Here is a 26961-nt window from a genome sequence, read left to right as displayed (position 1 = left end):
GAGGGAGCTCATCCGAACGAGGATCGGTCCCGCGGAAGGAGCTGAAGAATCAGCCCGTCCGCGGGACCGGTCGAGGTCCGCTATCGGATGCGGATCAAGGGAAGCGCACGCCGATCCGCGGGGTGCTGCTGCCGATGAGGCCCACGAGACCCGACGGCGGCGTGAGCGCCACGTTCGTCGCCTGCGATGCGACATCCGGAAGGATCTTGCCGCTCGCGTCGGTCACGGCGCGTCCCTCGATCCCGAGGGAACGCGCGTCCTGGCCGGTCGTGAAGCGGTAGTCCGCGAGCGTCGAGAACACGTACGGGTTCACGTTCGCCGCGCCCCGCGACCAGACCACGAACCAGGAGGGCTTGTTCGCGGCATCCCGCTGGACGATGTTGCCGTTCGACGTGATGTTGAGGTCGCTCGCGGCGTACTTGTGCGAGTAGTCCTCGACGCAGATCGTGCAGTTGCCGGAGCTCTGCGCGATGACGTTGTTGCCGATCGAGATGTTGCGGATGATCCACGGCATGGTCGGGTCCGGCGAGGGGAACCGCGGGTCGTGGCCCGGCACCGACGGGTCGTTGGCGCTGCGCTCGTCCTGGACGATGTTGAGCACGCGGTTGCCGCCCACGATCGTGTTGTTCCAGATGTTCACGTCACCCGTGTTGTTGATCTTGATCGCGTTGCCGACGTTGCGGAGCACGAGGTTGTCGACGAAGTCGACCTTGTGCGAGATCTCGAGGAAGACACCCGTTCCCAGGTTCTCGACGAAGTCGCTGCCCGAGATGTCCATGTCGTACACCGACTGGTCGGTCCACAGACCGGGGCCGTCGTTGCGCAGGAACGCGGACGACTTCACGATGAAGCCGCGCGACTTCGCGATCTTCAGGCCGCCCGAGACGGGAGCCTGGTTGAAGTGCTCGCTGTTGTTCTCGACCGCGAGCAGTCCGTCGACGTTCAGGCGATCGGCGTAGTTCGCGCCGAGGCCCATGAGACCGTTGCGGGCGAGCGTGACGTTCTTGACGACCGCGTCCGCGGCGCCCACGAACAGGCCCGTGCTCGCGCTGTCGTAGACCTCGACGTTCTCGAGCCGGATCTTCGGCGCCTCCGCCGTGATGGTGCCCATCATCCAGACCGACGTCGCGTAGCCGCGGACTCCGATGCCGCGGACGACCGTGCCCTCACCGCGGAGCGACAGCGCCTTGGTCAGCGTGCTGGCCCGGACTTCCTTGCCCTGCGGGTTGGTGCCGAGGTAGAGGCGGTCGTTCGCAGTGTCGGTGAAGAACGTGCCGGCGGTCAGCTGCGCGGCCGAGGAGACCTCGCGCTGCGGGACGCCGTCGATCCAGACCTGCTCGGGGTGAGCGGCCATGGGGTGGGCGGCGTTCAGCCACTGCCAGCCGGGTGCGGTGCCGTCGGCCTCGCCCTTCGTGAACGACGGGGTCGAGTCGAAGTCATAGGTCCAGCCGGCGCTGTAGAACGAGGTTCCGGATGCCGTCCAGCCGCCGATCTTCTCCGAGCCGTCCAGCCAGACTGCCTCGCCCGGGTAGGACTGGATCGTCACGGCCTTGCCCGCGGGCACCGTGGCGGTCTGGTGGTACGTGCCGCCGCGGAGCACGAGGACGGCTCCGCTCGCGGACCGGTCGATCGCCGTCTGGATGAGGTTGTACGGCGACGTCGCGCTGCCGGTTCCTCCGGCGGCCGCCTTGGCGTCGACGTACACCGCGCCTGCCGGCACCGCATAGTTCGTCGTTCCGATCGGCGCGGAGCCGGATGCGCCGCGGGCGCCCGCCTCGCTCCACACCGGTGCGGCACCGATGCCCGTCGAGGGGTCGGGCTGCGGCGGCACGGGAACCGTGGGGTTCGTCGGAGTCGGCGTCGGGGTGGGGGTCGGCGTCGGGGTCGGCGCGGGCTTCGACCCGGCCGGCGCGAGCGACGCGACCGTCAGATCGTCGATCTTGGCGGCCTGCGCGGCCGTGCTCGACGAGACGTACGCGCGCATGCCGAGTGATCCGGCCGCGACGAGACGGGCCGCGCCGCTGTCCTGCACCGAGAGGTTCCAGTCGGAGCGCACGGTGCCCACGGGCGAGACGCGTGCGTCGATCGAGACGGGGGAGGTGCCCGAGATCTGCGTGTCGAGACGGAAGGGGACCCCGGCTGCGGCGGTGAAGTTCGGGATGAAGATGCGTCCGAGCGACTGCTGCTGCGATCCGACGACGCGCAGGGCCTCGAGGAGTACGCGACCCTGCGGGTCGACGCGGGCCTGCACGTGGTAGTAGCCGGCGCTCGTCTGGCGCGACTGCAGGCTGAGGTAGATGCCTCCGCCCGACTTGGGGAGCTGATCGAGCGTGAACTCGGCAGAGGTCGCGGCGTCGGTGAGCGAGACGCCCGCGAGGACGGCCGAGGCGGAGGTGCCGGGGGTGCGGACGGTGGCGCGCGCTGCGCCGTCCGCGACCGAGAAGGCGGACGGATCCGACAGGGTGTAGGACCCGCCGCTCGTCGAGGTGCCGAGGCCGACCGAGACGGTTCGGCTCATCTCATCGGCGAAGACCTCCGTCGAGGTGAACGCCGAGCTGGCGACAGCGGAGGCGGGCTCCGAGTTCAGCACAGCGGCGGTGGGTAGTGCGAGGGCGATTGTGAGGGCAGTGGCAAGGGCAGGCAGGGTTAAACGCAAAAGGAGAAGCTCCGGGATCGGGATCGGGTATCCCACATGCGGAATCGGCGAGACGCGCCAGAGACGAGGCATGCTCGGGAAGTAATGTTGCAAAACGATAACAGGCGGCGTGCCATAACCCTGTGAGAATGAGACGATTCTCACGGCCGACGCTCAATGCCTGCTAAGGGATGCACGCGGAACCCGTGCTATCCGAGTGCCTTCATCTTGCCGAACCACACCGCCAGAGCGATGCACAGATGCGCCGCCGCGGCGAGCGCGAGGAGCGAGTAGACGAGCATGAACCACGGCGTGGCGCCCCACAGCACGAACGCGAGGCACCACACGCCGTAGTCCATCGGCAGCCCCAGCAGCGACCGGAGCGGAGACGAGCCGCCGCTCTCCGCCGCCTGCGCGACTCCGCGCTTCCCGCGCAGCAGATCGTTGAGGATCATGCCGAAGAACGTCACGGTCGAGACGATCGCGAACCCGAGCGGAACGAGGAGCCAGAGCGCGTCGGGCAGGTCGAAGAACCGGTAGGCGCCGATCGCGACGGCGACGTGCAGCGAGACGAGCTTCGCGGAGTCGAAGATGTGGTCGAGCCATTCGCCCGCGAGAGAACCACCGCCGCGCAGCCTCGCGACCTGGCCGTCCGCGCTGTCCCATGCATAGCCGAGGGCGAGCAGCAGCCACACGACGACGCCGAGCACGAGGGATGCCGGCACGAGGGCGAGCAGCGCGATGCCGGTGAAGGTGAACCCGGCGCTGATGAGCGAGACCTGGTTGGGTGTCAGGCCGACGGAGTGCGAAGCGGCCGCGAGGATGCGGCCCACTGGCCGGTTGACGTAGACGGAGTAGGCCGGAGCGCCTCGCGCGCGGCCCTTCTGGGCCGCGGCGAGGCGCTGGTAGGAGTCGGTGAAAGTCAGGGCGTCACTCCTGCCGCGCGGAAGTCGTCGACGAAGACGCTGTAGGGAAGGTTGGTGAACCCGCTCCCGGCGTACGTCGTGACCCCGGTGTAGCCGGCGACCTGCAGAGCAGCCGTCGTGTCCGTCGTGTTGAGCTGCCATATCGTCGGCTCAGCGGTCCCCTGCGCCCAGATCTTGCTGCGCAGCGTCGTGGTGCCCGTGCCGGACACCTGCAGGCGGACGTTGTACTTCGTGCCCGGTGTGATGTTGTTCGCGGCCGGGAGATCCTGCCACACCATCACGGTCCCACCCCGCGAGAGCTGCGCCTGCACGGCTCCGTTGGTCCCGATGATCCATCGAGCCCGGTAGTCGTTGGCACCGACGACACGACCGAGTGCCGACACGTACATCCGCGCCCCCGTCCCGGCGGGCAGCGCCGGCACGGTGAACGAGAACGTCAGGTCGGTGCTCGTCGCGGTGGCGCCGTTGAGCGTCGCACTGCGCGTCTGACCGGCCGTCTGCGTCGTGAACCGCGCGGCGCCGTTCTCGATGCCGACGTTGGCTGCACCCGCTGTCTGGGTCCAGGCCCCGCCCGTCGCCGCTGTGCCGAGCACTCCGTTCGGACGCCCGAAATCGTCGAGCGCGAACGGGGTTCCGGCCGGCGGGGCCGTCACGGTCACCGACTGCTGCGTGACGTTCGTCGCGCCCTCGTTGTCGGTCACCGTCAACTCCACGATGTACGTGCCTGCGACGGCATATGTGCGGGACGATGTCACGCCCGTGCCCGTTCCGCCGTCGCCGTACTTCCACGCGTAGGCTGCGATCGTGCCGTCCGGGTCACTGGACCCACCGGCGTTGAGGGCGACCGTGAGGTTCGTCGGCGTCGCGGTGAACACCGGGGTCGGGGACTGGTTCGGGGCCGCCGTGACGACCGCGTTCTTCGTCGCGGTCGTTCCGTCATTGTCGGTGACCGTGAGGATGACGGTGTAGTCGCCCGCTGCCGCGTACGTGTGGCTCGCCGTCACGCCGCTGCCTGCCGGCGTGGCGTCGCCCCAGTTCCAGCTGTAGGCGGTGATCGTGCCGTCAGGGTCGGCCGAGGCGGAGGCGTTCACGTTGACCGTCCGGCCAGTGACGGGCGCCGTGAACGACGCGACCGGAGCCTGGTTGGCGACCGGGTTGACCGCGATGCTCTTCGTCGCCGTCGCCCCCTTGTCGTCGGTGACCGTCAGGACGACGGTGTAGCTGCCGGCCGCGTACGTGTGGCTCGCCGTCACCCCGCTGCCTGCGGGCGTGCCGTCACCCCAGTTCCAGCTGTAGCTCGCGATCGTCCCGTCGGTGTCGCTCGAGGTCGAGCCGTCCACGCTCACCAGGAGCTTCGCCGTCGTGGGGACGAAGTTCGCCGTCGGAGGCGCGTTCGCCGGCGGGGCGTTGGACCCGAGGGTGTAGTGCGACGAGACATCCGTCGCCGACATCGGGTTCATGTACACCGCGACCTCGTCGATGGTTCCGTCGAACTCCCAGTCGCCCGGGCCCCATGTGACGTCGCCGCCCACGTGCCAGTAGCCCGTGTAGTCCTGCGCATCCGTGTGGTCGTTCGATCCACGGAGGACGCCGTCGACGTAGAGCCGCATGCCCTGCGCTCCCTGCGTCGCGACCACGTGGTGCCACTGACCGTCGTTGTACGAGCCCGGCGTCTGCAGCGTGTCGGTGAATCCGACCCACACGCCGTAGATCAGCTGGCCATCAGGCGTCATATAGATATGCCTGTCGTAGCCGGACGAATTGCCGTCCGGACTGTTGCCGAAGCCGATGATCTTGCCGCCGGTCGTCGTGTTCGTCTTGAACCACGCCTCGAGCGAGTACGAGCGCGGGTTGGTGAACGAGCCCTGACTGATCACCTGGCCGCCGTTGAAGGTCGCCGCCTTGTCGGTGACACCGGCCAGTGCGCCGTTCGCGCCCTGGTTCACGGCACCGAAGTACGTGCCCTTCTGGTTGGAGCCGGAGGCATCCGCAGCGGTCGTCCCCGTCGACTCGTTCAGGCGCCAGTACAGCGCCGGCTCGAGGGCGTAGACGGCTTGACCGTAGGCGTCGGCGGGAGGCGTCGACCCTGCGATCGTGCGCCCGGACGCCGTGTAGTGCGCCTGGGTCTGCTGCTTCGTCAGCGGAGCCGCGTAGATCGCGACGTCGTCGATGTCGCCGTTGAAGAAGGCGTTGCCCGACCACGGGCTGTCGCCGCCGACGCGCCAGTACCCGTTGTAGGGCTGCGCGGTCGTGACGTCGGTGCGCTGACCGACGCGGAGGCCGTCGACGTACAGGATCAGGCCGCTCGCGCTCTCGCCCGCCGTGACGTGGTGCCACTGACCGTCGTTGTAGGCGCTCGGCGAAGTGACGGTCGCGGTCGATCCGATCCAGACGCCGAAGGTGAGACGCCCGTCCGGCTCCATGTAGATGTGGCGGTCGTAGTTGCTCGACGTCCCGGTCGAGCTGTTGCCGAAGCCGAGGATCTTTCCGCCGGAGCTCGTGGTCGTCTTGAACCACGCCTCGAGGCCGAAGGTGTTCGGTCCTGCGATCGCGTTGGTCGTCGAGGCGAAGCCGTCCCCGTTGCCGTTGAAGCCCGAGGCGGGTCGCGAGTCGTTGAGCATCGCACCGCTCGTGCCGCGCGCCACACCCGCGTTGACCGTCAGATCAGAAGCGCCCGCCCAGTCGTACGAGAGCGTCTGCGACGAATCGTCGAGCGGCCAGTAGTTCAGGGGCGTATCGCCGAGCACGGCGTCACGGTACGCGCTCGGGATCGTCGTGCCCGAGGCGGTGACCGTCGCGGTTCCACCCAGGATCTCGTGGTTCTGCGCGTCCTTTGCGCGCACACGGTAGGTGTACGACGTGCCGTTGGTCACGTTGGTGTCGACCCACGCCATCGGCGGGAGGCCCCAGTCGGCCGACTTCGACCGCACGTTGTCGAACGTCTTGACGACGACGTTGTTGCGCAGCACCTCGTACTTGAGGAACTCGCTGTCGCGGTCGTAGTTGAGTGGCCAGCTGACGCGGATGGATCCGCCCAGCGAAAGCGCCGTCGCGGGCCACGCCGTGTTCCAGAGGATCGGCCCCTGCAGGTTGGTGGCCTTCGCCGGGACGGCGAAGCGCACGAGGCCCTGCTGGCCCGTGTTGTTGACCCGCGTGAACTCGCCGCCGTAGACGACGTAGTCGCCGCTCGCCGTGACGGTCCACGGCCCCTGCGACGCGCCGCTCACGTTGGCGGCGTTGAATGTCGGCTGCCAGTGCAGGAGCCTCGGAGCGGGGTTGCCGCCGAAGTCGTAGTAGCCGAGGTTCAGCCCGAAGGGCGTGATCCGCTCGACGGCCTTCGAGACGGCGGTGCCGCGGTAGAAGGTCCACGGGTCGCTCTGCGGGTATCCGTCGACGAGGCTGCCGCAGTAATGCGGGTGACCGGCCTGATAGACGGCGTCGCCGAACGGCTGCACGTCGTACAGGTCGCCGTGGCAGTCGTTGACCCACGTGAGGTCGCCGGTGGTCCAGGATGCCCGGAAGCTGCCCTCGAGATTGCCGCCGTTGCCGAAGACGTAGCCCGTGCCGTAGATGTCGTCGCCGTCAGACTTGAGCGACAGGATGGCGGCGTCGTTGCCGGCGTTGCGGATCACGTTGTTCGTGGCGAACGGCAGCAGCGTGCCGTTCGTCGCATCGACCATCGCGAGTCCGTAGCCGGGGTTGCTGCTGGTGTTGAGCGTCGTGAAGTTGCCGCCCAGGACGACCTTCGTGCCGTCGGGCGAGACCACGACGACGCGACCCTGCCGACCCTCGAGCACGGGGGCCCAGGGCAGGAGCGCACCGTCACGGGTGACGGCGGCGGCGCCGAAGCGGTCCTGGTTGCCCATCCGGCCGAACGTGCCCGTGATGTACACGGTGCTGTCCGTGGCGTCGATGCCGAGCGTCGCGCCGTTGGAGTTGGGGTTGAAGGCCGCGAGCGCCGCATTGGCGCCGTTGTTGGTCAAGTCGAACGCCGCGACGCGGTTGCGCGTGGCGTTGTTGACGAGTGTGAAGTCGCCGACGATGTAGAGCCGTGATCCGTCCGGGGATGCCTCGACCTGGCGCACCTGGCCGTTGAGGGTGGGCGCGAACCCGGCGACGAGCACGCCCGTCGTGAGGTTGTACGCGAGCAGGTTCGATCTCGGCGTCTCGCTCGTCCCGGCGGCGGCGCCGGCGGGCCTCGCGCTCGAGAACGAGCCGGCGGCGTAGACCGTGTTGCCCACGATCGCCTGATCCCACACGATGCCGTTGATCTGCACCGTGGGCAGCGCATCCGCTGTCACGGTGGGTGGCACCCCGTCCGGCGGGCTCACATCGGCGCGAGCCGGTGCGAGCGTGACGAACGATCCGATGATGACTGCCAGGGTCGTCGCAGCGGCGGTGATCACCGCGCGGGTACGGCCGAAGCCCGTCGTGGTCAATGCGCCCACGATCCATCTCCCCAAGATGTCGCGTCGCAATGAGCTACGTCAGCGTAGCCCCGCGACTACTTCCCCAAGTGTGCGTCGGGTTCTCAGGGTTCGGGCCCTGTGAAAACGACGTCTGGCTCGGTGGCCAGCAGGTCGACGATAACACGGATGTCGCCGGATGATACCTGAGGGACCGAAAAGACGAAAATCGCCGTTGCGCTCTCCCCGGGCGGGACGGATGCGGGCCATGCGGTGGTCTCATCGCCGGTGACCGCGGCGGCAGGAATGCGCGTGTCCCCGCCGTAGGTGAGGTTCACATTGGAGCCCGAGGTGTCGACGGGCTGCCCCCCGTTGTTCGTGATTCGGACCGAGACCGCGATCGCAGGACCGCTCCGCTCGCCCGGCACCTCGCGGCCGGCGGTCACGGCCGCGACCGAGGTCACCTCCACCACGATGTCGTCCGCAGCGGTCGCCGGCTCGTCGAGCGCGACCTCGACGGGAGTGTCGGGTTTGGTGACCGCCTCGGTCGCTCCCGGCTCGGGCGCCGTGAACTCCGTGGGCTGCGGCGTGGGAGTCTCGACCTCGCGGGTCTCGGGGCTCCACGAGGCGGCCGGCGTCGCCGCCGATTCGGCCGCGGGGCGGAAGTTCGTCACCCCCCAGACGACGATCGCGATCGCGAGCGCCGCCGCGAGTCCGAGCCCCAGCCAGCCCAGCCAGCCACGACGTCCGACGCCTGAGTCCCCTGAATCAGCCATGAGTGCATCCCCCCGCACTGATTGCGCGCCTCCCCAAGCGGCGCGATCACGGTCATCCTAAGACACGCTCGACGGGCCGTCGACGGGAGTCCTCGTACTCGTGCCCGGGGCGCGAGAACTCCTCCCGATGTCGCGAGCGGTGCGACAGCAGGGTCGCGATCACGAGAAGCAGGATGAACGGCACCGCGCTGTCGACGAGCCCGCTCTCGGTCGTCGAGCGCAGCACGAGAAGGACGAGCAGCGGAAGCAGGGCGCCGCGGCGCGATGACGACGCGAGCGCGCTGATGAGGCACCAGACAAGCAGACCCGCCACCAGGATCGTCCCGATGAGTCCCGCCTGGGCGAGGAGGGACGCCCAGCTGCTGTCGAGCACCTGCTCGTCGCGCCACCGGATGTCGACCTGGATCTTCTTGACGGACAGGCCGAGACCGATCCACTTCTGCCACGACTGCCAGTCCCACGCGAGCACGACGCGCCACGCGTCGAACCGTGCGTCGAGGGCGGATGTCGCATCCGTCGACCCGCTGCGGGTCACGAGGCCCTCGATGACGCCCGTGAAGAAGGCGATCGCGTAGGCGACCGGGAGCGTGAGGAGCATCAGGTAGACGACCGCCCGATCGTGGACGCCGTTCACGATGAAGGCGACGACGATCGCGATGATGACGCCGAGCAGCGCCGTCCGCGAGCCGCTCGCGACGACGATCGTGAACAGCAGGATCGCAAGCGCGACGCGCCACGGTCGCGTGCGCGTGCGCAGGATCCACACGACGAGCGCGACGAGGGGCGCCCCCGCGAGGCCCGCGACCTCGTTGGGGTGGATCTCGGGGATGTTGCCGCCGAGACGGCCCTTCTCGGGGAACGAAGCGACGCCGGTCGCGGCGGCGACGACCGCCCACAGCGCCATCGCGCCCATGAGCCCGCCCAGCGCGAACTCCCACCGCACCGACGACAGCAGCAGCAGCACCGTCGTCATCGCGATCATGATCCGCACGACCAGGACCAGGGTGGCCAGACCGTTGCCCGCGACCACGGCACCCAGCAGCGCGATGACCGCCACACCGCAGAGGACCCCGGCGGGACCCAGCCCGATCGGGATCCGCACCTTCGTGTGGACCGACAGCGTCACGGCTCCCGCGAGCGTGATGAGCGCGATGACGGCTTTGCCGATCACGACGGCGTCGACGCCGCCCTGGTAGATCGTGTCACTCCGCCAGGGGATGACGCTCAGGATGACCAGGACGAACAGCACCCCGACGATGACCAGGCGGTGCCGGGTGGGGTGGCGGGCGTCACCGTGATCGGCGGCCGGGCGTTCAGTTCGTGTCACGGCCTTCGCGACCCCCGCGATCGGGCACGTCGGCCGTGGCGACGGGTGCCGTCTCGGCGGCGGCGGGCGCGGCATCCCGAACGTCGTCGACAGCCGGCGCGGCGAGCGCGACGTCCCCGGCGTCGAGAGCCGCCTCGGCGGGCGCGAGCACATCCGCGCGAGCGCCGGATGCCTCGACCGGCACGATCGCGTGACGGTCGGATTCGCGCCAGCTCTCGGCGGCCGTGCCGACCTCCCGCGGGCCGGCGTGCGTCATGAGCACGCCGAGCGGCTGCACCTCCATGACCCGCAGCCGCGTCGCGATCGCGACGAGATCGGTCGCCGAGGTCCCGTTGTGACGGACGGCGAGGACGACCCCCGCGCCCGTCTGCTCCGTGGCCTCGATGAGCGCCGAGGCGGTCGGGGGCGTGACGACCATCACGATGTCGAAGTCGAGTCCGAGCCGGATGACGGCGGCCGGGATCTCGCTCTCGAGTGTCGACATCGGGATGCGCTCCGCCATCGCGTACACCGTCGAGACGGCCGGCGAGCGGCGAGAGGGAACGCGTTGCTCGGACGGCAGATGCCCGAGCACCTCGGACAGGGAGCGGATGTCGCCGCCTGGCTTCGCATCCGGGCGCAGGTCGAGGATGCACGCGCGTCGGCCCGCCGCCCCGAACGCGGTCAGGAAGCCGTGCAGCACGGCATCGTCGACGCTCGAGGGTGTCACCGGGATCAGGACGAACCGCGTGACCTCGGTGCCGCCGAGGGCGAAGAGGCTGTCGACGGCGTCCTCGTAGGCCGCCTCCTGCACGATGTCGACGTGGTGGGTGCCGCCCTGCGCGATGCGCGCTCGACGCGGGATCCGGCCGACGACGGGCAGTCCCGCGGCCCGGCGCACGTCCGAGATGGTCCGCAGGCGGCGGTTCGTCGTCGTCCGGTACACCGCGATGATGGCCCCGAGCGCGAAGCCCGCGATGAGCCCGAGCCCCGTGATCGCGAGGACCTGCGGAGCGGAGGGCGAAGCCGGCTCGACGGCCGGGATGACCTGGTCGAGGGTCACGTCGTAGCGGTCGTCGTTCCCCGCGTTCTCGGTGTCCTCGATGAGCTCCGAGAGGTTGCGCGCCGCAGAGTTCGCCATGCCCGCCGCGAGCAGCGCGGTCGGCGCGTCGGCGCGCACGGTCAGCAGGACGGTGTCCGTCGTGTTCTCGGCAGAGAGCATCCGGCGGATCTCGCGGTCGCTGTACGCCTCCACGCTGAGGTCGAGATCCGCGCGCACGCCGTCGACGACGTCGGGGCTGTCGACGAGCCCCGGGTAGGTCTTGATGCGCGCGAGGCTGAACTGATTGCGCTCGAACAGCGACGCCTCTTTCGACTCCACCTGCAGCAGCAGAGTGGATGTCGCGGTCCAGGTCTCGGGCAGCAGTTTCGCGATGCCGTACGCGGCCGCGCCGCCGATGAGGGCGGCGATCACCATGATCAGCCAGCCCTCGCGAAGAATGCGCCCATATGGAACGTCCTCCACCGTCTACCCCTTACTTGACAGTCGGACGAGGGACGAATGTTATCACCCGCCGAACAGAATTCCGTCAAGGCGCTGACGGATCCTTCGACGCGCTCGCGATCCAGCGCAGGCCGATCCCGCCCATAACCGACGCGACGGCCAGCGCAAAGGGGACGGACGACGGCGACCAGCCCCCCGCGAGCAGGAGCGTCGCCGCGGTGAGTCCGAGGACGGTGTCGCCCAGCCGGACGAGGAACACGGCAGTCTGCCTGCCCGACACGGCGCTCAGCGCGCCGTAAGGAGTGACCATCGCGACCGATGCGCCGTACACGATCCACGCGACGACGGCGAGCGTGTCGAGCTGGACGCCGAACAGGATCGGACCGAGCCACGGCGCGAGCAGCACCGCAACCGCGCCCATCACGAGCGTCAGACCCAGCAGCACCAGGACGACGAGGTCTGCCTCGCGCAGCGAGCCCCTCGCTCCCTCGCGGTGCTTGGCGGCGAACCGCACGAAGAGGTACGACGAGAAGCCGCCCACGACGAGGATGAGCGGCGACGTGTACGTACGCGCCGCTTCGAGCTCGCCGACGGCGGTCAGGCCCGCGAACGAGAGGACGAGCAGGCGGGTCGCCGTGAACATCGCGGGCCGGAGGGTCTGCTGCAGGCCGCGCCACGAGCCGTACTTCCAGACGGCGGCGTAGTCGGCGCCGCGGAGCCCGACGAGGAAGCGATCGCCCGGCGTCACGAGGAGCCACCCCACGATCGCCGCCACGACCTGCCCCGCCGCGATCGCGCCGAGGAAGGCGCCGAGCGTCAGCGGCTGAGTCAGCCACACGGCGCCGAGCACAAGCAGCGCGACGACGAACCCCGCGAGATCGGTTGCGACGACCCGGAAGAACGACATGCCTGCCATGAGCAGGCGCCGCACGATCTCCTCCACGGCGAATGCCGCGAGCGCCGCGCCGAACAGCACGGCCTCGGCCATCGAGAGGAATCCCGTGCCGCCCGCGATCGCTCCCGCCACGACCGCGGCCGTGAGCGTGACGACCGCGAGCGTGCCTTCGAGTCCCGCACGGATGCCGCGCTGCGACCGGTCCAAGACGATGAGGGTGTCACCGACGAGCCCCGTGACGACGGCGGTCGCGAGCACGATGACGCCGTAGAGGATCGCGAACTGGCCGAAGTCGTCGATCCCGAGGATCCGCGACACCATGATCTGCAGCACGAGGCTGATCAGTGCCTGCACCGACTGCGCCGCGATCGCGCCGACGGCGTTGCTTCTCATCGTCCCGCCTCTCCCGCGGCATCCCGGGGCCATCCTGCCAGCGGACCGGTCTCGAGGGGCGGTGTTCCGCCGGGCTCCTTGTCGCTCACCTCCGAAGGTGCGATAATCGCCCGCATCTTGCGACTGGGGAGTTGCCATGCGCACACCTACCCGAAAAACCCAGCGCGGAAGAGATCTGGCGATCGTCATCACTTGGGGAATCGTCGTCGGATGTCTCTCGTTCGCGTTGCCAGGCCCGGCGATCGCCGCGCAGCCCGTGGTCTCGCTCGTCGCGCCCCAGAACGGGGCCACGGTCGCCGACCCCGTCGATCTGTCTGTCGCGGTGTCGGACGCCGACGGCGATGCCGCGACGGTGTCGTTCGAGGGCCGCCCGCAGGGGCTCACGGTCCCCGGACAGACCGACGAGGACCCGTTCACGCTCGTCGTGCTCCCCGATACGCAGAACTACACGTACAACAACCGCCAGGCGACGATGAACCAGCAGGCGCAGTGGATCGTCGACAACAGCGACCGCCTCGGCGTCGCGTTCACGATGCACGTCGGCGACCTCGTGAGCGAGTACACGAACCCCGCACAGTGGGGGCTCACGTCCGCGGCACTCGGAATCCTGGATGCCGCCAACGAGCCGAACTCGGTCGTGGCGGGCAATCACGACTTCGACAACGCGACGGGCGCCGTCGGTCCGTACGACACGTACTTCCCGGTGTCGCGCTACGCCCAGGCGGGATGGAACACCGCCACGACGCGGTACGGCGGGTACCTCGGCCAGAGCCAGTTCGGACCCGACCCGATCGACCGCAAGAACTTCGACAGCTACTCGTTCTTCACGGCAGGCGGCACGGACTTCCTCGTGCTCAACCTCGAGTGGGAGGCCCCCGGCTACGCCCTCGACTGGGCGGATCGCGTGCTCGACGCGTATCCGGATCGCACGGTCATCATGGTCACGCACAGCTTCCTGACCGTCTCGGGCAGCCGCTGGACGGGCACCCAGCGCCCGGGCGGCACGTCGCAAGCGTCGCTGTGGAACGACTTCGTCTCGACGCACTGCCAGATCCGGATCGTGATTGCGGGCCACGAGCACAACGGCGACGAGGGCGAAGCCGCCCGCACCGACCCGAACACGTGCGGCGAGCCCGTGCATCAGCTCATGACCGACTACCAGGATCGGGCCAACGGCGGCGACGGATGGCTGCGGTACTACACGTTCGATCCGGTCGCGAACACGATGACCGCGACCACCTACTCGCCCAAGCTCGACCGGTACGAGACTGATGCGAACTCCTCGTTCACGCTGCCGTTCGAGCTGACCCCGCGCGAGCCGGCGCCCTTCCAGACCATCGCGACAGTGCCCGCGACGGGCGGGACCGCGACCGCGCGGTGGGCGAGCCTCGCGGCCGACACGACCTACGAATGGCGCGCCGTCGTGCAGGCCGGCCCCGACACCGTCACGTCACCCACCTACACCCTGCGGACGGCGGCGGCCGTTCCGCGACTGTCCGACACCTTCACCCGGACGACCGCTTCGGGATGGGGCACGGCCGACACGGGGCAGGCCTGGGTGCCGAGCACCAACGCCTCGTCGTTCACCGTCGACGGCGCGAATGCGCGCGTCACGACGACGCCGGGCCAGGGACGCACGGTGGATGCGACGGTGTTCCGGTCGACCGATCTGGCCGTGACGACGGAGGTGTCACCTTCGGTCGTGCCCGGCGGATCCGGCCTCTACGTGTCGCTCGTCGGCCGAGACCTCGGCGCGAGCGACTACCGCGCGACGCTCCAGCTCACCTCGACGGCCACGGTGGTGACTCTGCGGCGCGTGCTGAACGGCGCCGAGACGATCCTGGGCACGCAGCGGATCGGCAACGGCGTCGTCGCCGGCGCGCCGATCAAAGTGCGGTTCGAGCTGAGCGGGACGGCGCCGACGACGCTGCGGACGAAGGTCTGGACGGGGGCCACCGAGCCGTCGGCCTGGTCGCTCACCTCGACCGACAGCACGGCGGCGCTCCAGGCGTCCGGCGGCGTCGGAGCCTACGTCTACCTGTCGGGCAGCGCGGGTGCGAACGTCACGGCGAGCTTCCCCTCCTACCTCGCGGTCGGCGGAATCGGCACTCCCCCGCCTCCCGTCAACCAGCCCCCGACCGCCGCGATCGGCACGCCCACGATCAGCGCGCGCACCGTCACGGTCAGCGGCGCCGGATCCACCGACCCCGACGGCACCGTCACCGGCTGGGCCTGGAACTTCGGCGACGGCACCACCGGCACCGGCTCCACCGCGACCCGCACCTACACCGCCGACGGCACCTACACGATCACCCTCACCGTCACCGACGACAAAGGCGCGACCGGCACCACCACCCGCAGCGTCACCGTCGCAGCACCCGTCAACCAGCCCCCGACCGCCGCGATCGGCACGCCCACGATCAGCGCGCGCACCGTCACGGTCAGCGGCGCCGGATCCACCGACCCCGACGGCACCGTCACCGGCTGGGCCTGGAACTTCGGCGACGGCACCACCGGCACCGGCTCCACCGCGACCCGCACCTACACCGCCGACGGCACCTACACGATCACCCTCACCGTCACCGACGACAAAGGCGCGACCGGCACCACCACCCGCAGCGTCACCGTCGCAGCCACTCCGCCGCCCACCGCTCTCGTGGCAGACGACTTCGGTCGCACGGTCGCGAACGGCTGGGGCACGGCCGATGTCGGCGGCGCCTGGACGGCGACCGGGACGGCGTCGCGCTTCGCCGTCGCGGGCGGAGTCGGCGAGTTGCGCCTCACGGCGGCGGGCACGTCGGCCCAGGTGGAGGCTGCCGCGACGCGCAACCTGTCCTCCGACATCCGGCTCAACGTCTCGTGGGATCGCACGTCTGCGGCCGGCGCGCAGTACACCGTCATCGCGCCGCGCGTCATCAGTTCGACGGCGGACTACCGCCTCAAGATCTACGTCAGCGGCACCGTGCCGTACCTCGATCTCATCCGCCGGACCGGCGGTGTCGAGACGCTCATCAGCCGAACGCCCCTCAGCCTCCGGTTCACGACGCCGGGCTCCTGGTACAGCGTCGCGGTGCGCGCCACGACCGCTGGCGGCGTGACGACGCTGTCGGCGAAGCTCTGGCCGAAGGACACACCCGAGCCCGTCACGTGGCAGGCGACCGCGACCGACAGCACCGCGGCGCTGCAATCGCCGGGCTCCATGCTGCTGTGGGCATACATGTCGGGCAGCGCCACCGCGCCCGTGACCACGTCGTTCGACGACATCCGCTTCACCTCGGTTACACCGTGAGCACGGACCCGAATCCCGTGCGCCGATGCCGGAGGTGGAGACAAATCTGACCGTCAGACGGGGTGCTGGGGCGCCTCGGGATTCACTTGGGAGAATCATGACCGTACGCATCGGCTATGCCGCGGGTGCCTTCGACCTGTTCCACGTCGGGCACCTCAACATCCTTCGACACGCCAAGGAGCACTGCGACTTCCTCATCGCGGGGGTCGTCAGCGACGAGATGCTCCGGCAGGTGAAGGGCGTCGATCCGATCATCCCGGTGCTCGAGCGCGTCGAGATCGTGCGGAGCATCACGTACGTCGACCATGTCCACGTCGAGACGGTGCCCGACAAGCTCGAGACGTGGAACGCGCTCCACTTCACGCACTTCTTCAAGGGCGACGACTGGCGCGGCACCGAGAAGGGGGAGCGGCTCGAGCGGGAGTTCGCCGCCGTCGGCGTCGAGGTCGTCTACTTCCCGTACACGGTGCACACCTCGAGCACGGCGCTGCGGCATGCGCTCGAGATCATGAGCACGGCGCATCCGCGCGAGGACTCGTCGGCCGACGGCTTCGCCGTCACCCGCGGCTGAGGTCGCCCGGGCGGTCAGAGCTCGCCGGGCGACATCGCCTGCGCGTCGAGCTCGTCGAGGAAGTGGCGCGCCGGGCTGACCTCGCCGACGCGCTGCGGCGCGTAGACGACGAGCGAGTGGAAGACGAATCGCAGCACGAAGGCGAAGACGAGGGTGATCGCGGCGGCGACGACGGCGGAGAAATGCCACGTCTCGACCATGAGCGCGATGATCGGGATGCGGATGAGCGCTTCGGCGTTGTTGAACGCGAACGACTTCGCGAACCGCGACCACACACCGGATGCCGCCCCCGTCATGTCTTGGAAGACGAAGCGCTCCTGCAGCAGGAAGTTGCCGATGATGGTCGTCTCGGCCGCGATGATCGCCGCAACGAGATAGTCGACGCCCGCGTGCGTGAGCCCCCACATGATCGCGAGGTTCACGAGAGCTCCGAGGCCGCCGATCACGGCGAAGAGCGACATCTTGCCGAAGCGCAGCGCCGTGAGCTGCGTGAGGAAGTGGACGCCCTGGCGCACGGACGCCTTGGACTCGCCCGCGTGCCGCGTCGCGAAGTCGAACGGCACCTCGGCGACCCGCAGACTCCGGCGCGCGAGGATCTCGAGCAGGATCTTGAAGCCGCGCGGAGTGAGGGTCTCGGTGTCGACCGTGCGGCGATCGATGAGGAAGAACCCCGTCATGGGGTCCGAGACGTCCTTGAGGCGGATCGGGAACATGGCCCGCGTGAGCCCTGTCGAGGCCTTCGACACGAGGACGCGCGTGCGGTCGGCGAGGCCGCCCGACGTGCCGCCTCCGACATATCTCGATGCCACGACGACATCGACATCCCCGCGGCGGAATCTCTGCCACAGCGCGGGGATCTCCTCGGGCGGATGCTGCAGATCGCCGTCCATCACGAGGCACGCGTCGGCCTCGGCGGCCTCGAGGCCTTCCAGGACGGCGCCGCCCAGACCCCCGCGGCGACGCGCGCGATGGATCAGCCGGACAGGGAGGGGAGCGGATGCCGCGACCCGCACGACCTCGTCGGGAGTCGCATCCGAGCTGTCGTCGACGAAGACGATCTCGGCGTCGATGCCCTCGGTCGCGGCCGCGACGCGACGCACGAGCTCCCCCACGTTGGGAGCCTCGTTGTACGTCGGGACGATGATCGAGAGTTGCACCGCGAACCATCGTCGCATGAGGTCGGGAACGCGCGAAGCGTGACGTGAAATGCAGGGTGATCACACACCTTTCCCCCCACACCCTGACGACGACGGCGATGCAGGATGCGGCATCCGGCGATCGCCCAGCCGGCATGCGTCAGGATGGAAGGATGACCTCCCCCTCTTCGACCATCACGATGTTCGGCGCCGACTGGTGCGGCGACTGCCGTCGCACGAAGAAGCAGCTCGACGAGCTCGGCGTTGCATACCAGTACGTCGATCTGCTCCTCGACCCGAACGCCGCCGACGTCGCGCGCGAGATCTCGGGCCGCATGAACATCCCCGTCGTCGTCTACCCGGACGCGACGCACCACGTCGAGCCCTCGAACGCCGACGTCGAGTCGAAGCTCCGCGAGCTCGCGATCATCTGAGGCCGCGGCTGAACGGGTGACCCGGCGCCGCCTCCCCTCGCCGCGGGCGACCGCGGCTCACCCCCCTCGCGGGCGAGCCGCCTCGAAGGGGTGACCCGGCGCCGCCTCCGCCCGCGCGACGCGGCGCCGACTCACCCGGGGCCCGCGAGGCGGCGACGAAGCGGCGTGCTCATTAGGCTGGTGCCGTGAGCGACGGCGTTCAAGGCAATACCCGGGCCATCGAGGGATCGGTCGTCACAGACTTCGCCGATCGCATGACGTACGGCGGCTACCTCGACCTCTCGACTCTCTTGTCGGCGCAGAAGCCGCTGAGCGATCCCGAGCACCACGATGAGCTGCTGTTCATCATCCAGCACCAGACGACGGAGCTCTGGCTCAAGCTCGTGCTGCACGAACTGTCGGCCGCGCGTGACCATCTGCGCGACGACGAGCTGGCGCCGGCGCTCAAGTGCATCGCGCGCGTCAAGAACATCCAGCGCACTCTGACCGAGCAGTGGTCGGTGCTCGCGACGCTGACGCCCGCCGAGTACGCGCAGTTCCGCGGGGTGCTGGGCCAGGCGAGCGGCTTCCAGTCCGCGCAGTACCGCGCCGTCGAGTTCACACTCGGCAACAAGCACGCCGGCATGCTGCGCGTCTTCGAATCCGACCCCTCCGCGCACGCGCTCGTGCGGGCGGCTCTCGAAGCGCCGAGCCTCTACGACGAGTTCCTGCGGCTGCTCGCGCGATCGGGGTATCCGATCCCCGCGACCGTCCTCGAGCGCGATGTCACGAAGGCGTGGACCTTCGTCCCCGAGCTCGTGCCGATCTTCGCCGGGATCTACGCGGACCCGAGCGCCCACTGGTCGGCCTACGAGACGTGCGAAGAGCTCGTCGACCTCGAGGACAACTTCCAGCTGTGGCGGTTCCGGCACCTCAAGACGGTCGAGCGCATCATCGGCTTCAAGACCGGCACGGGCGGCTCGAGCGGCGTGCCGTTCCTGCAGCGCGCCCTCGAGCTCACCTTCTTCCCCGAGCTCTTCGCCGTGCGGACGGAGATCGGGTGACGAACACAGTCGAAGTCCCATACAAGGCAGGCGCCGCCACGCGCTGCTTCCGGTCATCGAGTAGCGCCGCCAGGCGCGTATCGAAATGCGCAGTGAGGACTGAGATCGGATGACGCACGCAGACCCCTTCGCGATCCGCGAGCTGCTCGGGCCGCACGCCGCCCCGGGTCGCCGGGCGCTGACCGGCGAGCACGGCATCGTGCTGCCCGCCTTCACGGATCACCACGTGCACCTGCACCTCATCGAGGAGCAGGGACTCGCTGCGCACGGGGTCGCCGCGGCCCTCGACCTCGGCGGGGACCCCGTCGCCCTGGCCCGGCGGCCGCGCGAGGGCTTCCCGCGCGTCTCGTACGCCGGTGCGTTCCTCACGGCGCCGGGCGGCTACCCCGTGGACCGCTCGTGGGCCCCCGACGGCATCACCCGCGAGATCTCCGACCCCTCGACGCACCCCGGCGTGCCGGGGGGCGTCGCGACGGTCGTCGACGAGCAGGCCTCGTGCGGAGCATCCGTCATCAAAGTCGTCCTCAACTCCGCGGCGGGCCCCGTGCTCGACCTCGCGACGCTCCGCGCCGTCGTCTCGTGCGCACGCGAGCGCTCACTGCCGGTCGTCGCGCACGTCGAGGGCGACGGGATGACGCGGCTCGCGCTCGACGCCGGCGTCGACGCCTTCGCCCACACGCCGTTCAGCGAATGGCTCGACGGCGCATCGATCGCGCGGGCCGTCGCGCTGCGGCAGCACTGGATCTCGACCCTCGCGATCCACGACGGTGTCGACCGCGAGCGCGCCGCGATCAACCTCGCGACCTTCGCGCAGGCGGGCGGACGCGTGCTCTACGGCACGGATCTCGGCAACGGCGAGCGGCCTGTGGGCATCCAGGTCGCCGAGCTCGCGGCGCTCGATGCCGCCGGGATCCGCGGCGCGGCGCTCATCGCGACCCTCACCGACCCCTGGCCCGTGGTCGAGCAGACACACGCCGTCGCGACCTTCGTGCCCGGCACGGCTCCGACGACGCTCGACGAGATCCCCGCGTGGCTCGGCGCCGCGACCGTCGTGCCCGACGAGGAGGTCGTGCGCGATGAGCACTGAGGCCCTCGACGACGAGGCCTCGCGACTCGACGCCGCCGATCCCCTGCGCGACCGCCGCGACCTGTTCGTCGGCGCGGAGGGCCCGCTCGTCTACTTCGACGGCAACTCGCTCGGGCGGCCGCCGCGTGCGACGGCCGAGCGTCTCGCCTCGTTCGTGCGCGACGAATGGGGCGGCCGGCTCATCCGCGGCTGGGACGAAGCCTGGATGGACCTGCCGTTCGCGATCGGCGACACGATCGGCCGGGCAGCGATCGGCGCGGCGCCGGGACAGACGATCGTCGGCGACTCGACGACGGTGCTGCTCTACAAGCTGCTGCGGGCGGCGTTCGACGCGCAGCGGGCCGCCGACCCGGCGCGCGTCGAGATCGTCGTGGACCGCGACAACTTCCCGACCGACCGCTACCTCGTCGAGGGCATCGCCGCCGAGCGCGGGGGGCGCGTGCGCTGGATCGACGTCGACCTGCGCGCCGGCGTCGATGCGCCGGCCCTCGCGGCAGCCGTCGGGCCCGAGACCGCCGTCGTGCTGCTGAGCCACGTCGCGTACCGGTCGGGTTATCTGACGGATGCCGCATCCCTCACCCGCATCGCCCACGACGCCGGCGCGCTCATCGTGTGGGATCTCTGCCACTCGGCGGGCTCGGTGCCGGTCGAGGCTGATGCGTGGGAGTTCGACATCGCCGTCGGATGCACGTACAAGTACCTCAACGGCGGACCCGGGTCGCCCGCGTTCGCCTACGTCGCGGAGCACCATCACGCGACGCTCGCGCAGCCCGTCCAGGGGTGGATGGGCGCCGCCGACGTGTTCGCGATGGGCCCCGAGTACCGGCCGGCCGCGGGCATGCGGCGGTTCCTGTCGGGCACACCGCCCGTGCTCGGGATGCTCGCGATGCAGGACACGCTGGCGATGATCGAGGATGCCGGCATCCAGGCGATCCGCGAGAAGTCGGTCGCGCTGACGGACTTCGCGCTGCGCTGCGCGGACGAGCTGCTCGCGCCGCTCGGCGTCGAGGTCGCCTCTCCGCGCGATGCCGCGCTGCGCGGCGGGCACGTGACGCTGTCGCATCCCGCGATGCGCGAAGCGACGGCCCGCCTGTGGGAACAGGACGTCATCCCCGACTATCGCGACCCCGAGGGCCTGCGCATAGGGGTCTCGCCCCTCTCGACGAGCTTCGCCGAGGTGCTCGCGGGCCTCCGCGCCGTCGAGGCCGTCGTGGCCGGCCTCGCGAGCTGACCCGCGCCCCGCCGGCGGCTGTGGAGAGGCCGGGGGCGCAGCATCCACTCGCTTACACTGACCCGATGAGCATCGACGCTCCCGGCGCTGCAGCGGCGCCGGCATCCTCCCCCTCGCCCACCCGTCTTCCCGCAGGCACGATCGGCCGCTACGCCATCGGCTCGCTCGGCACGGGCGGCTTCGCGACCCTGCCGGGCCTCGTCCTGACGTACTACCTGACCGACTCGCTCGGAGTCGCGGCGCTCGCCGCCGGCGTCGTCATCACGCTCGCCAAGGTGTGGGACGTCGTGATCGACCCCGTGATCGGGGCGCTCACCGACCGCGATCTCGCGCGCCACGGCACGCGCCGACGGCTCATGCTCATCGGAGCGCTGAGCCTGCCCGTGCTGTTCGCGCTCACGTTCGCCGCGCCTCCCTCGCTCGGTCCCGTGGTCGGCGCGATCTGGGTCTTCCTCGCGTTCACGCTCACGGCGACGGCGTTCAGCCTCTTCCAGGTGCCGTACATCGCGCTGCCCGCCGAGCTGACCCCCCGCTACGACGAGCGCACCCGCCTGCTCACGTGGCGCGTCGTCGTGCTGACGCTCGCGATCCTGCTCTTCGGCGCGGGCGGGCCCGCCCTCCGCAGCCTCACGGGCGACCCCGTCACGGGCTACCTCCTGATGGGCATCGTCGCGGGCGTCGTCATCGCGCTCGGCATGCTCATCGCGACGACCGTCGCGATGCGCGCTGTCGCGATCCCGACCGATGCCCCGGCAGAGTCGGCGCCGAATCCCGGCATCCGCGAGCACTTCGCCGCCGGCATTCGGGCACTCCGGCGCAGCGCGCCGTTCCGCGCCCTGCTGTCGACGTTCGTCCTGCAGGCTCTCGCGACGGGGCTCATGCTCGCCGGCGCGCAGTACATCGCGACATGGGTGCTGCACTCCGAGGACGCCGTCACGTTCCTGTTCGTCGCCCTCATCGCGCCCGCACTGTTCGCCGCGCCGGCGTGGGGCGTGCTCGCGCGCCGCATCGGCAAGGAGCGCGCCTTCGCGATCGCGAGCGTCGTGTTCGCCGTCGCGGCACTCACGATCGTCGGCGTGCTGTGGGCGCCCGGCGACTGGATCTACGTGCCCGTGGGGCTCGCGGGTATCGCGTACGCAGGCATGCAGTCGCTGCCGATGGCGATGCTGCCCGACGTCATCTCGCACGACGAGCGCACGAGCGGACCGGGCCAGGCGGGCTCGTTCAGCGGCGTGTGGACGGCGGGCGAGACTGTCGGCTTCGCGCTCGGCGCGACGGCGCTCGCGCTCATCCTCGCGGTGACGGGCTACGTCTCGTCGACGGCGGGCCAGGCCGTCGAGCAGCCGGAGGCGGCGATCGCGGGCATCGTCGTGAGCTTCAGCGTCGCCCCCGCGGCGCTCATCGTGCTGAGCCTGCTGACCCTCGCGCGCTACCGCCTGCGCCGCGCCGACATCGAAACGGCGTAGCGCGCGGCGCGGGACTGCGTCCCACCGTTCGCCCAGCCCCGCGTCGTAGGATCTGAGAACACCCCCCGCCCGAAGGAGAGCGTCCGTGCCGCCCACCGCGAAGACCTCGCCCGCGCCTGCCGCGACCGCCGCCGCCCCTGCGTTCGCCGCCGGCATCGAGACGGCGATCGACGCCCTCAAGACGGGCGCCGCGACCTGGTCGCACCTCACGATCGGGCAGCGCGCCCGCCTGCTCGAGCGTCTCCGCGCGACCGTCGTCGCGGCAGCACCCGAATGGGCCGATGTCGCGGCCACGTCGAAGGGCCTCCCGCCCGGGCACCCGCTCCGTGGTGAGGAGTGGCTCGGGGGCCCGTACGCGACGATCATCGCGCTCGACGCGTATCACCGCACGCTCACGAAGCTCGCCAACGGCGCGAGTCCACTCGACGGCATCAAGACGGATGCCGCTCCCGGCGGCCGCATCCGCGTCCAGGCGTTCCCCCTGAGCCCCGTCGACTCGCTCCTGCTGTCGGGCTTCACGGGCGAGGTCTGGCTCGAGCCCGGCGTGACGGCCGCCGAGGCGTCGCGCACCGCGGGACTCGCTCAGCTCGCCCCCTCGCACTCCGGCGGCATCGGCCTCGTGCTCGGCGCGGGCAACGTGACCTCGATCCCCGTGCTCGACGTGATCTACGAGCTGATCGCGAACAACCGCGTCGCGATCCTCAAGGTCAATCCGACGCAGGATGCGCTCGTCCCGATCTTCGAGCGCGCCCTCGCGCCGCTCATCGAGCCGGGATTCCTCCGCATCGTCACGGGCGGCGGCGAGGTCGGCGCGTACCTGACGCAGCATCCCGACATCGCCCACGTCCACATCACGGGCGCCGCCGCGACGTTCGACACGATCGTGTGGGGTCCGGCGTCCGGTGCCGGTTCGACGCAGACCAAGCGCCGGCGCGCTGAGGGCAAACCGCGGCTCGACAAGCCGATCACGGCCGAGCTGGGCGGCGTCTCGCCGATCATCATCGTGCCCGGCGAGTGGACCGAGGCCGACCTGCGCTTCCACGCCGAGCACGTCGCGACGATGCGACTGCAGAACAGCGGGCACAACTGCATCGCGGGCCAGGTCCTCATCGTGAGCGCCGACTGGGCGCAGCGCGACGCGTTTCTCGCGGCGCTCGAGAAGGCCTACGCCGCCGCACCGCAGCGGTCCGTCTGGTACCCGCGCAGCAGCGAGAAGCTCGAGGGCGCGGCATCCGATTACCCGTCCGCCGTGTGGTTCGCGGACGGCACGCGCGCGATCGTCGAGCTCGACACCGTCGAAGAGGCGCGCACGATCGAGCAGACCGAGTACTTCGCGCCCGTGCTGGGCGTCGTGACGCTCGCGGGTCAGGGCCAGGCCTTCCTCGACGCGGCGATCGCGCATGCGAACGAGCGTCTCGTCGGCACCCTCGGCGCCAACATCCTCGTCGACCCCGCGACACAGGATGCGCTCGGCGCCGACTTCGAGCAGTCGATCGCCGACCTCCACTACGGCACCGTCGCGGTCAACGCGTGGACGGCCTTCGGCTACCTCCAGCCCAACCTCACGTGGGGCGGATTCCCCGGCGCGACCCTCGAGGAGGTCGGCAGCGGGCTCGGCGTCGTCCACAACGCGCTGCTTCTCGCGCGCGTCGAACGGTCCGTCGTGCGCGGGCCCTTCCGCCCGTTCCCCCGCTCGGCGGGCGCGATCGGCCGTCCCGGCGTCTTCTCGGTGCTGCCCAAGCCGCCGTGGTTCGTCACGTCGCGCACGGGAGCCGCGGTGAGCGAGGGCTTCACGCGCTTCCAGATGACGCACGACTGGGTCGGGCTCGGCAGGACCCTGCTGCAGGCCTTCCGGGCCTGAGGCAGGTCAGCCGCCGTAGATCTCCGCGTAGTCGCCGCCGTCCGAGTCGGGGGCGTCGTCCGCGATGCCGGGGTGCTCGTCGCGCGGCGCGACACTCTCCGCGAAGCGATCCGTCGCAGCGCGGAGCGCACGCGCGATGCCCGGCTCGGTCGCCGAGTGCGAAGCATCCGGAATCATGTGGAACTCGGCCTCGGGCCACGCCCGGTGCAGGTCCCACGCCGTCATCGCGGGCGTGCACACGTCGTAGCGCCCCTGCACGATGACAGCCGGGATGTCTCGAATCACGTCGACGCCGGCGATGAGCTGCCCCTCGTCGAAGAACCCGCCGTGCAGGAAGTAGTGGTTCTCGATGCGCGCGAACGCGACGGCCGCGGCCGTGTCGGTCATCGTGGCGACGAGGTCGGGATCGGGCAGGAGCGTAAGGGTCGAGGCCTCCCACCGCGTCCAGGCGATGCCCGCCTGCTCGTGCACGGCGGGGTCGGGATCGGCGAGCCGCCGCGCGTACGCCTCCATGAGCCGCGAGCGCTCGAGGACGGGGATCGGCGCGATGAAGTCCTCCCACAGGTCGGGGAAGATCGCCGACGCACCCCCCTCGTAGAACCACTCGAGCTCGTGGCGGCGCAGCGTGAAGATGCCCCGCAGCACGATCTCGGACACCGCCCCAGGGTGCGCCTGCGCGTACGCGAGGGCCAGAGCGCTGCCCCACGATCCGCCGAAGACCTGCCACTTCTCGATCGCGAGGTTGCGCCGCAGCAGCTCGATGTCGGCGACGAGGTGCCACGTCGTGTTGTGGCGCAGGTCGGCGTCGGGGCTGCTCGCGTGCGGCGTCGAACGGCCGCAGCCGCGCTGGTCGAGCAGGATGATCCGGTAGCGGGCGGGGTCGAAGAAGCGCCGATGCCAGTCCGAGGTGCCGGCGCCCGGTCCTCCGTGAAGGAACACGACGGGCTTGCCCTCGGGGTTGCCGCTCTGCTCCCAGTACACGCGGTTGCCGTCGCCGACGAGCAGCTCCCCCGTCTCGTACGGCTCGATGGCGGGATACAGGATGTCGTCGAGATGCGGCGGCGCGCTCACAGCTCTCCCCCGGAGACGCCGAACGTGTCGCAGGCCTGATAGCCGCCTTCGTACCCGATCTGGAACCAGCGCTGGCGCTGCTCGCTCGAGCCGTGCGTCCACGCCTCGGGGTTGACGGGAGCTCCGGACTCCCGCTGGATGTGGTCGTCTCCGACGCTCGCAGCGGCGTTCAGCGCATCGCGCACCTGCGCCTGTGTGGGCGCCTGCAGGAACGGCACGCCCGCCTCGTCGGTCTGCTCCCCCGCGTCGGCGACCCACGCGCCGGCGAGGCAGTCGGCCTGCAGCTCGGTGCGCACGCCGTTGCTGTCGGGGCCTGATCCGTTGTTCGGGTAGGCGTCCATGATGCCGCTGATCTGCTGCACGTGATGCCCGTACTCGTGCGCGAGCACGTACAGCTGCGCGAGCGGACCCGCCGTCGCGTCGAACTGCTCCCGCAGCAGCGCGAAGAAGGTCGGGTCGACGTAGACGGTCTCTTCGGGCGGGCAGTAGAAGGGGCCCGTCTGGTTCGAGGCCGTCCCGCACGCCGTATCGGTGGACCCGTCGACGATGATGAGCTGCGGCTGCCGGTACCCCTCGAGGGTGCGTGCCCAGTATTGATCGAGATTGAGGGATGCCGCGGCCAGCCGGCAGGCGTCGTCGCGGTTCGCGTCGGCCCCCGTCTGGCAGTTCGCGACTTCGGACTCCTCGCCGCCTCCGCCGCCACCCGCGAGCGGCCCGAGGATGCCGGAGAAGTCGCCTCCCGTGAAGAGTCCGAGCAGCAGGACGGCGAGGGCTCCGAGACCCGTGATGCCACCTCCGGCCACCGCGATGCCTGCGCCACGACGCCTCGCCGTGTTCCCCCCGACGTTGGCGTTCTCGTTGAACGTCATGCTTCACGGTACCCTGCAGGGCACATCTGCGCCCGGATATCTGGTCCCCCTTGATTTCCGCG

General features: G+C 70.2%; 18 protein-coding genes. 8 read left to right on the top strand and 10 right to left on the bottom strand.

Going from position 1 to position 26961, the window contains the following annotated elements:
- Positions 1-94 precede the first annotated feature (94 nt).
- The 7 genes from MJ607_RS13795 to MJ607_RS13765 all read right to left on the bottom strand — a co-directional run bounded on the left by MJ607_RS13795 (position 95) and on the right by MJ607_RS13765 (position 12841).
- The gene (locus tag MJ607_RS13795; protein WP_243076172.1) at positions 95-2590 is read right to left on the bottom strand and encodes a right-handed parallel beta-helix repeat-containing protein; all 2496 of its coding nucleotides are present in this window, start codon (positions 2588-2590) and stop codon (positions 95-97) included.
- A gap of 254 nt (positions 2591-2844) precedes the next feature.
- A complete protein-coding gene (locus MJ607_RS13790) occupies positions 2845-3468 on the bottom strand; it encodes a CDP-alcohol phosphatidyltransferase family protein (protein ID WP_243076171.1) in 624 nt (207 codons plus the stop codon).
- An 89-nt stretch (positions 3469-3557) separates the two neighbouring features.
- Positions 3558-8009 (bottom strand): PKD domain-containing protein, encoded by a 4452-nt coding sequence (locus MJ607_RS13785; protein ID WP_243076170.1) that lies wholly within the window; start codon positions 8007-8009, stop codon positions 3558-3560.
- A gap of 83 nt (positions 8010-8092) precedes the next feature.
- Positions 8093-8743: a hypothetical protein gene (locus MJ607_RS13780; protein ID WP_243076169.1), complete on the bottom strand. Its 651-nt coding sequence runs from the start codon at positions 8741-8743 to the stop codon at positions 8093-8095.
- Between the two features lie 52 nt (positions 8744-8795).
- The gene (locus tag MJ607_RS13775; RefSeq protein ID WP_243076168.1) at positions 8796-10070 is read right to left on the bottom strand and encodes an O-antigen ligase; all 1275 of its coding nucleotides are present in this window, start codon (positions 10068-10070) and stop codon (positions 8796-8798) included.
- Positions 10057-11574, bottom strand: coding sequence for a YveK family protein (locus tag MJ607_RS13770; protein ID WP_243076167.1), 1518 nt, complete (start codon positions 11572-11574; stop codon positions 10057-10059). Before MJ607_RS13770 ends, MJ607_RS13775 begins: the two co-directional genes overlap by 14 nt.
- 64 nt (positions 11575-11638) lie before the next feature.
- Positions 11639-12841, bottom strand: a complete 1203-nt coding sequence (locus tag MJ607_RS13765; protein ID WP_243076166.1) for a lipopolysaccharide biosynthesis protein — start codon at positions 12839-12841, stop codon at positions 11639-11641.
- Positions 12842-12977: 136 nt separating this feature from the next.
- Between MJ607_RS13765 and MJ607_RS13760 the strand changes: the two genes are divergently transcribed.
- Complete coding sequence (locus MJ607_RS13760; protein ID WP_243076165.1) at positions 12978-16130, top strand: PKD domain-containing protein; 3153 nt, start codon at positions 12978-12980, stop codon at positions 16128-16130.
- 97 nt (positions 16131-16227) lie between these two features.
- On the top strand, positions 16228-16701 hold the full coding sequence (locus MJ607_RS13755) for an adenylyltransferase/cytidyltransferase family protein (protein ID WP_243076164.1): 474 nt from the start codon (positions 16228-16230) through the stop codon (positions 16699-16701).
- A gap of 14 nt (positions 16702-16715) precedes the next feature.
- Here the strand turns inward: MJ607_RS13755 and MJ607_RS13750 are convergent, their stop codons facing one another.
- Positions 16716-17858 (bottom strand): glycosyltransferase, encoded by a 1143-nt coding sequence (locus MJ607_RS13750; protein ID WP_243076163.1) that lies wholly within the window; start codon positions 17856-17858, stop codon positions 16716-16718.
- A 152-nt stretch (positions 17859-18010) separates the two neighbouring features.
- Between MJ607_RS13750 and MJ607_RS13745 the strand changes: the two genes are divergently transcribed.
- The 6 genes from MJ607_RS13745 to MJ607_RS13720 all read left to right on the top strand — a co-directional run bounded on the left by MJ607_RS13745 (position 18011) and on the right by MJ607_RS13720 (position 24959).
- Complete coding sequence (locus tag MJ607_RS13745) at positions 18011-18271, top strand: glutaredoxin domain-containing protein (RefSeq protein ID WP_243076162.1); 261 nt, start codon at positions 18011-18013, stop codon at positions 18269-18271.
- A gap of 185 nt (positions 18272-18456) precedes the next feature.
- Complete coding sequence (gene kynA, locus MJ607_RS13740) at positions 18457-19314, top strand: tryptophan 2,3-dioxygenase (RefSeq protein WP_243076161.1); 858 nt, start codon at positions 18457-18459, stop codon at positions 19312-19314.
- 109 nt (positions 19315-19423) lie between these two features.
- On the top strand, positions 19424-20401 hold the full coding sequence (locus MJ607_RS13735; RefSeq protein ID WP_243076160.1) for a hypothetical protein: 978 nt from the start codon (positions 19424-19426) through the stop codon (positions 20399-20401).
- Positions 20391-21632 carry a kynureninase gene (locus MJ607_RS13730; protein ID WP_243076159.1) on the top strand — a complete coding sequence of 414 codons (1242 nt, stop codon included), beginning with the start codon at positions 20391-20393 and terminating at the stop codon, positions 21630-21632. Before MJ607_RS13735 ends, MJ607_RS13730 begins: the two co-directional genes overlap by 11 nt.
- Before the next feature lie 65 nt (positions 21633-21697).
- On the top strand, positions 21698-23098 hold the full coding sequence (locus MJ607_RS13725; protein WP_243076158.1) for an MFS transporter: 1401 nt from the start codon (positions 21698-21700) through the stop codon (positions 23096-23098).
- An 85-nt stretch (positions 23099-23183) separates the two neighbouring features.
- A complete protein-coding gene (locus MJ607_RS13720) occupies positions 23184-24959 on the top strand; it encodes an aldehyde dehydrogenase family protein (protein WP_243076157.1) in 1776 nt (591 codons plus the stop codon).
- A gap of 6 nt (positions 24960-24965) precedes the next feature.
- Here the strand turns inward: MJ607_RS13720 and pip are convergent, their stop codons facing one another.
- Positions 24966-26030, bottom strand: coding sequence for a prolyl aminopeptidase (gene pip / locus MJ607_RS13715; protein WP_243076156.1), 1065 nt, complete (start codon positions 26028-26030; stop codon positions 24966-24968).
- Positions 26027-26899: a neutral zinc metallopeptidase gene (locus MJ607_RS13710; protein WP_243076155.1), complete on the bottom strand. Its 873-nt coding sequence runs from the start codon at positions 26897-26899 to the stop codon at positions 26027-26029. The genes pip and MJ607_RS13710 overlap by 4 nt, the downstream gene beginning before the upstream one ends.
- Between the last annotated feature and the right edge of the window lie 62 nt (positions 26900-26961).

The sequence above is a fragment of the Microbacterium sp. SS28 genome (genome assembly GCF_022761035.1).
Lineage (GTDB): Bacteria > Actinomycetota > Actinomycetes > Actinomycetales > Microbacteriaceae > Microbacterium.
The sequence above is the reverse complement of the archived record's forward strand: the minus strand, read 5'-3'. Positions and strand labels throughout refer to the sequence as shown.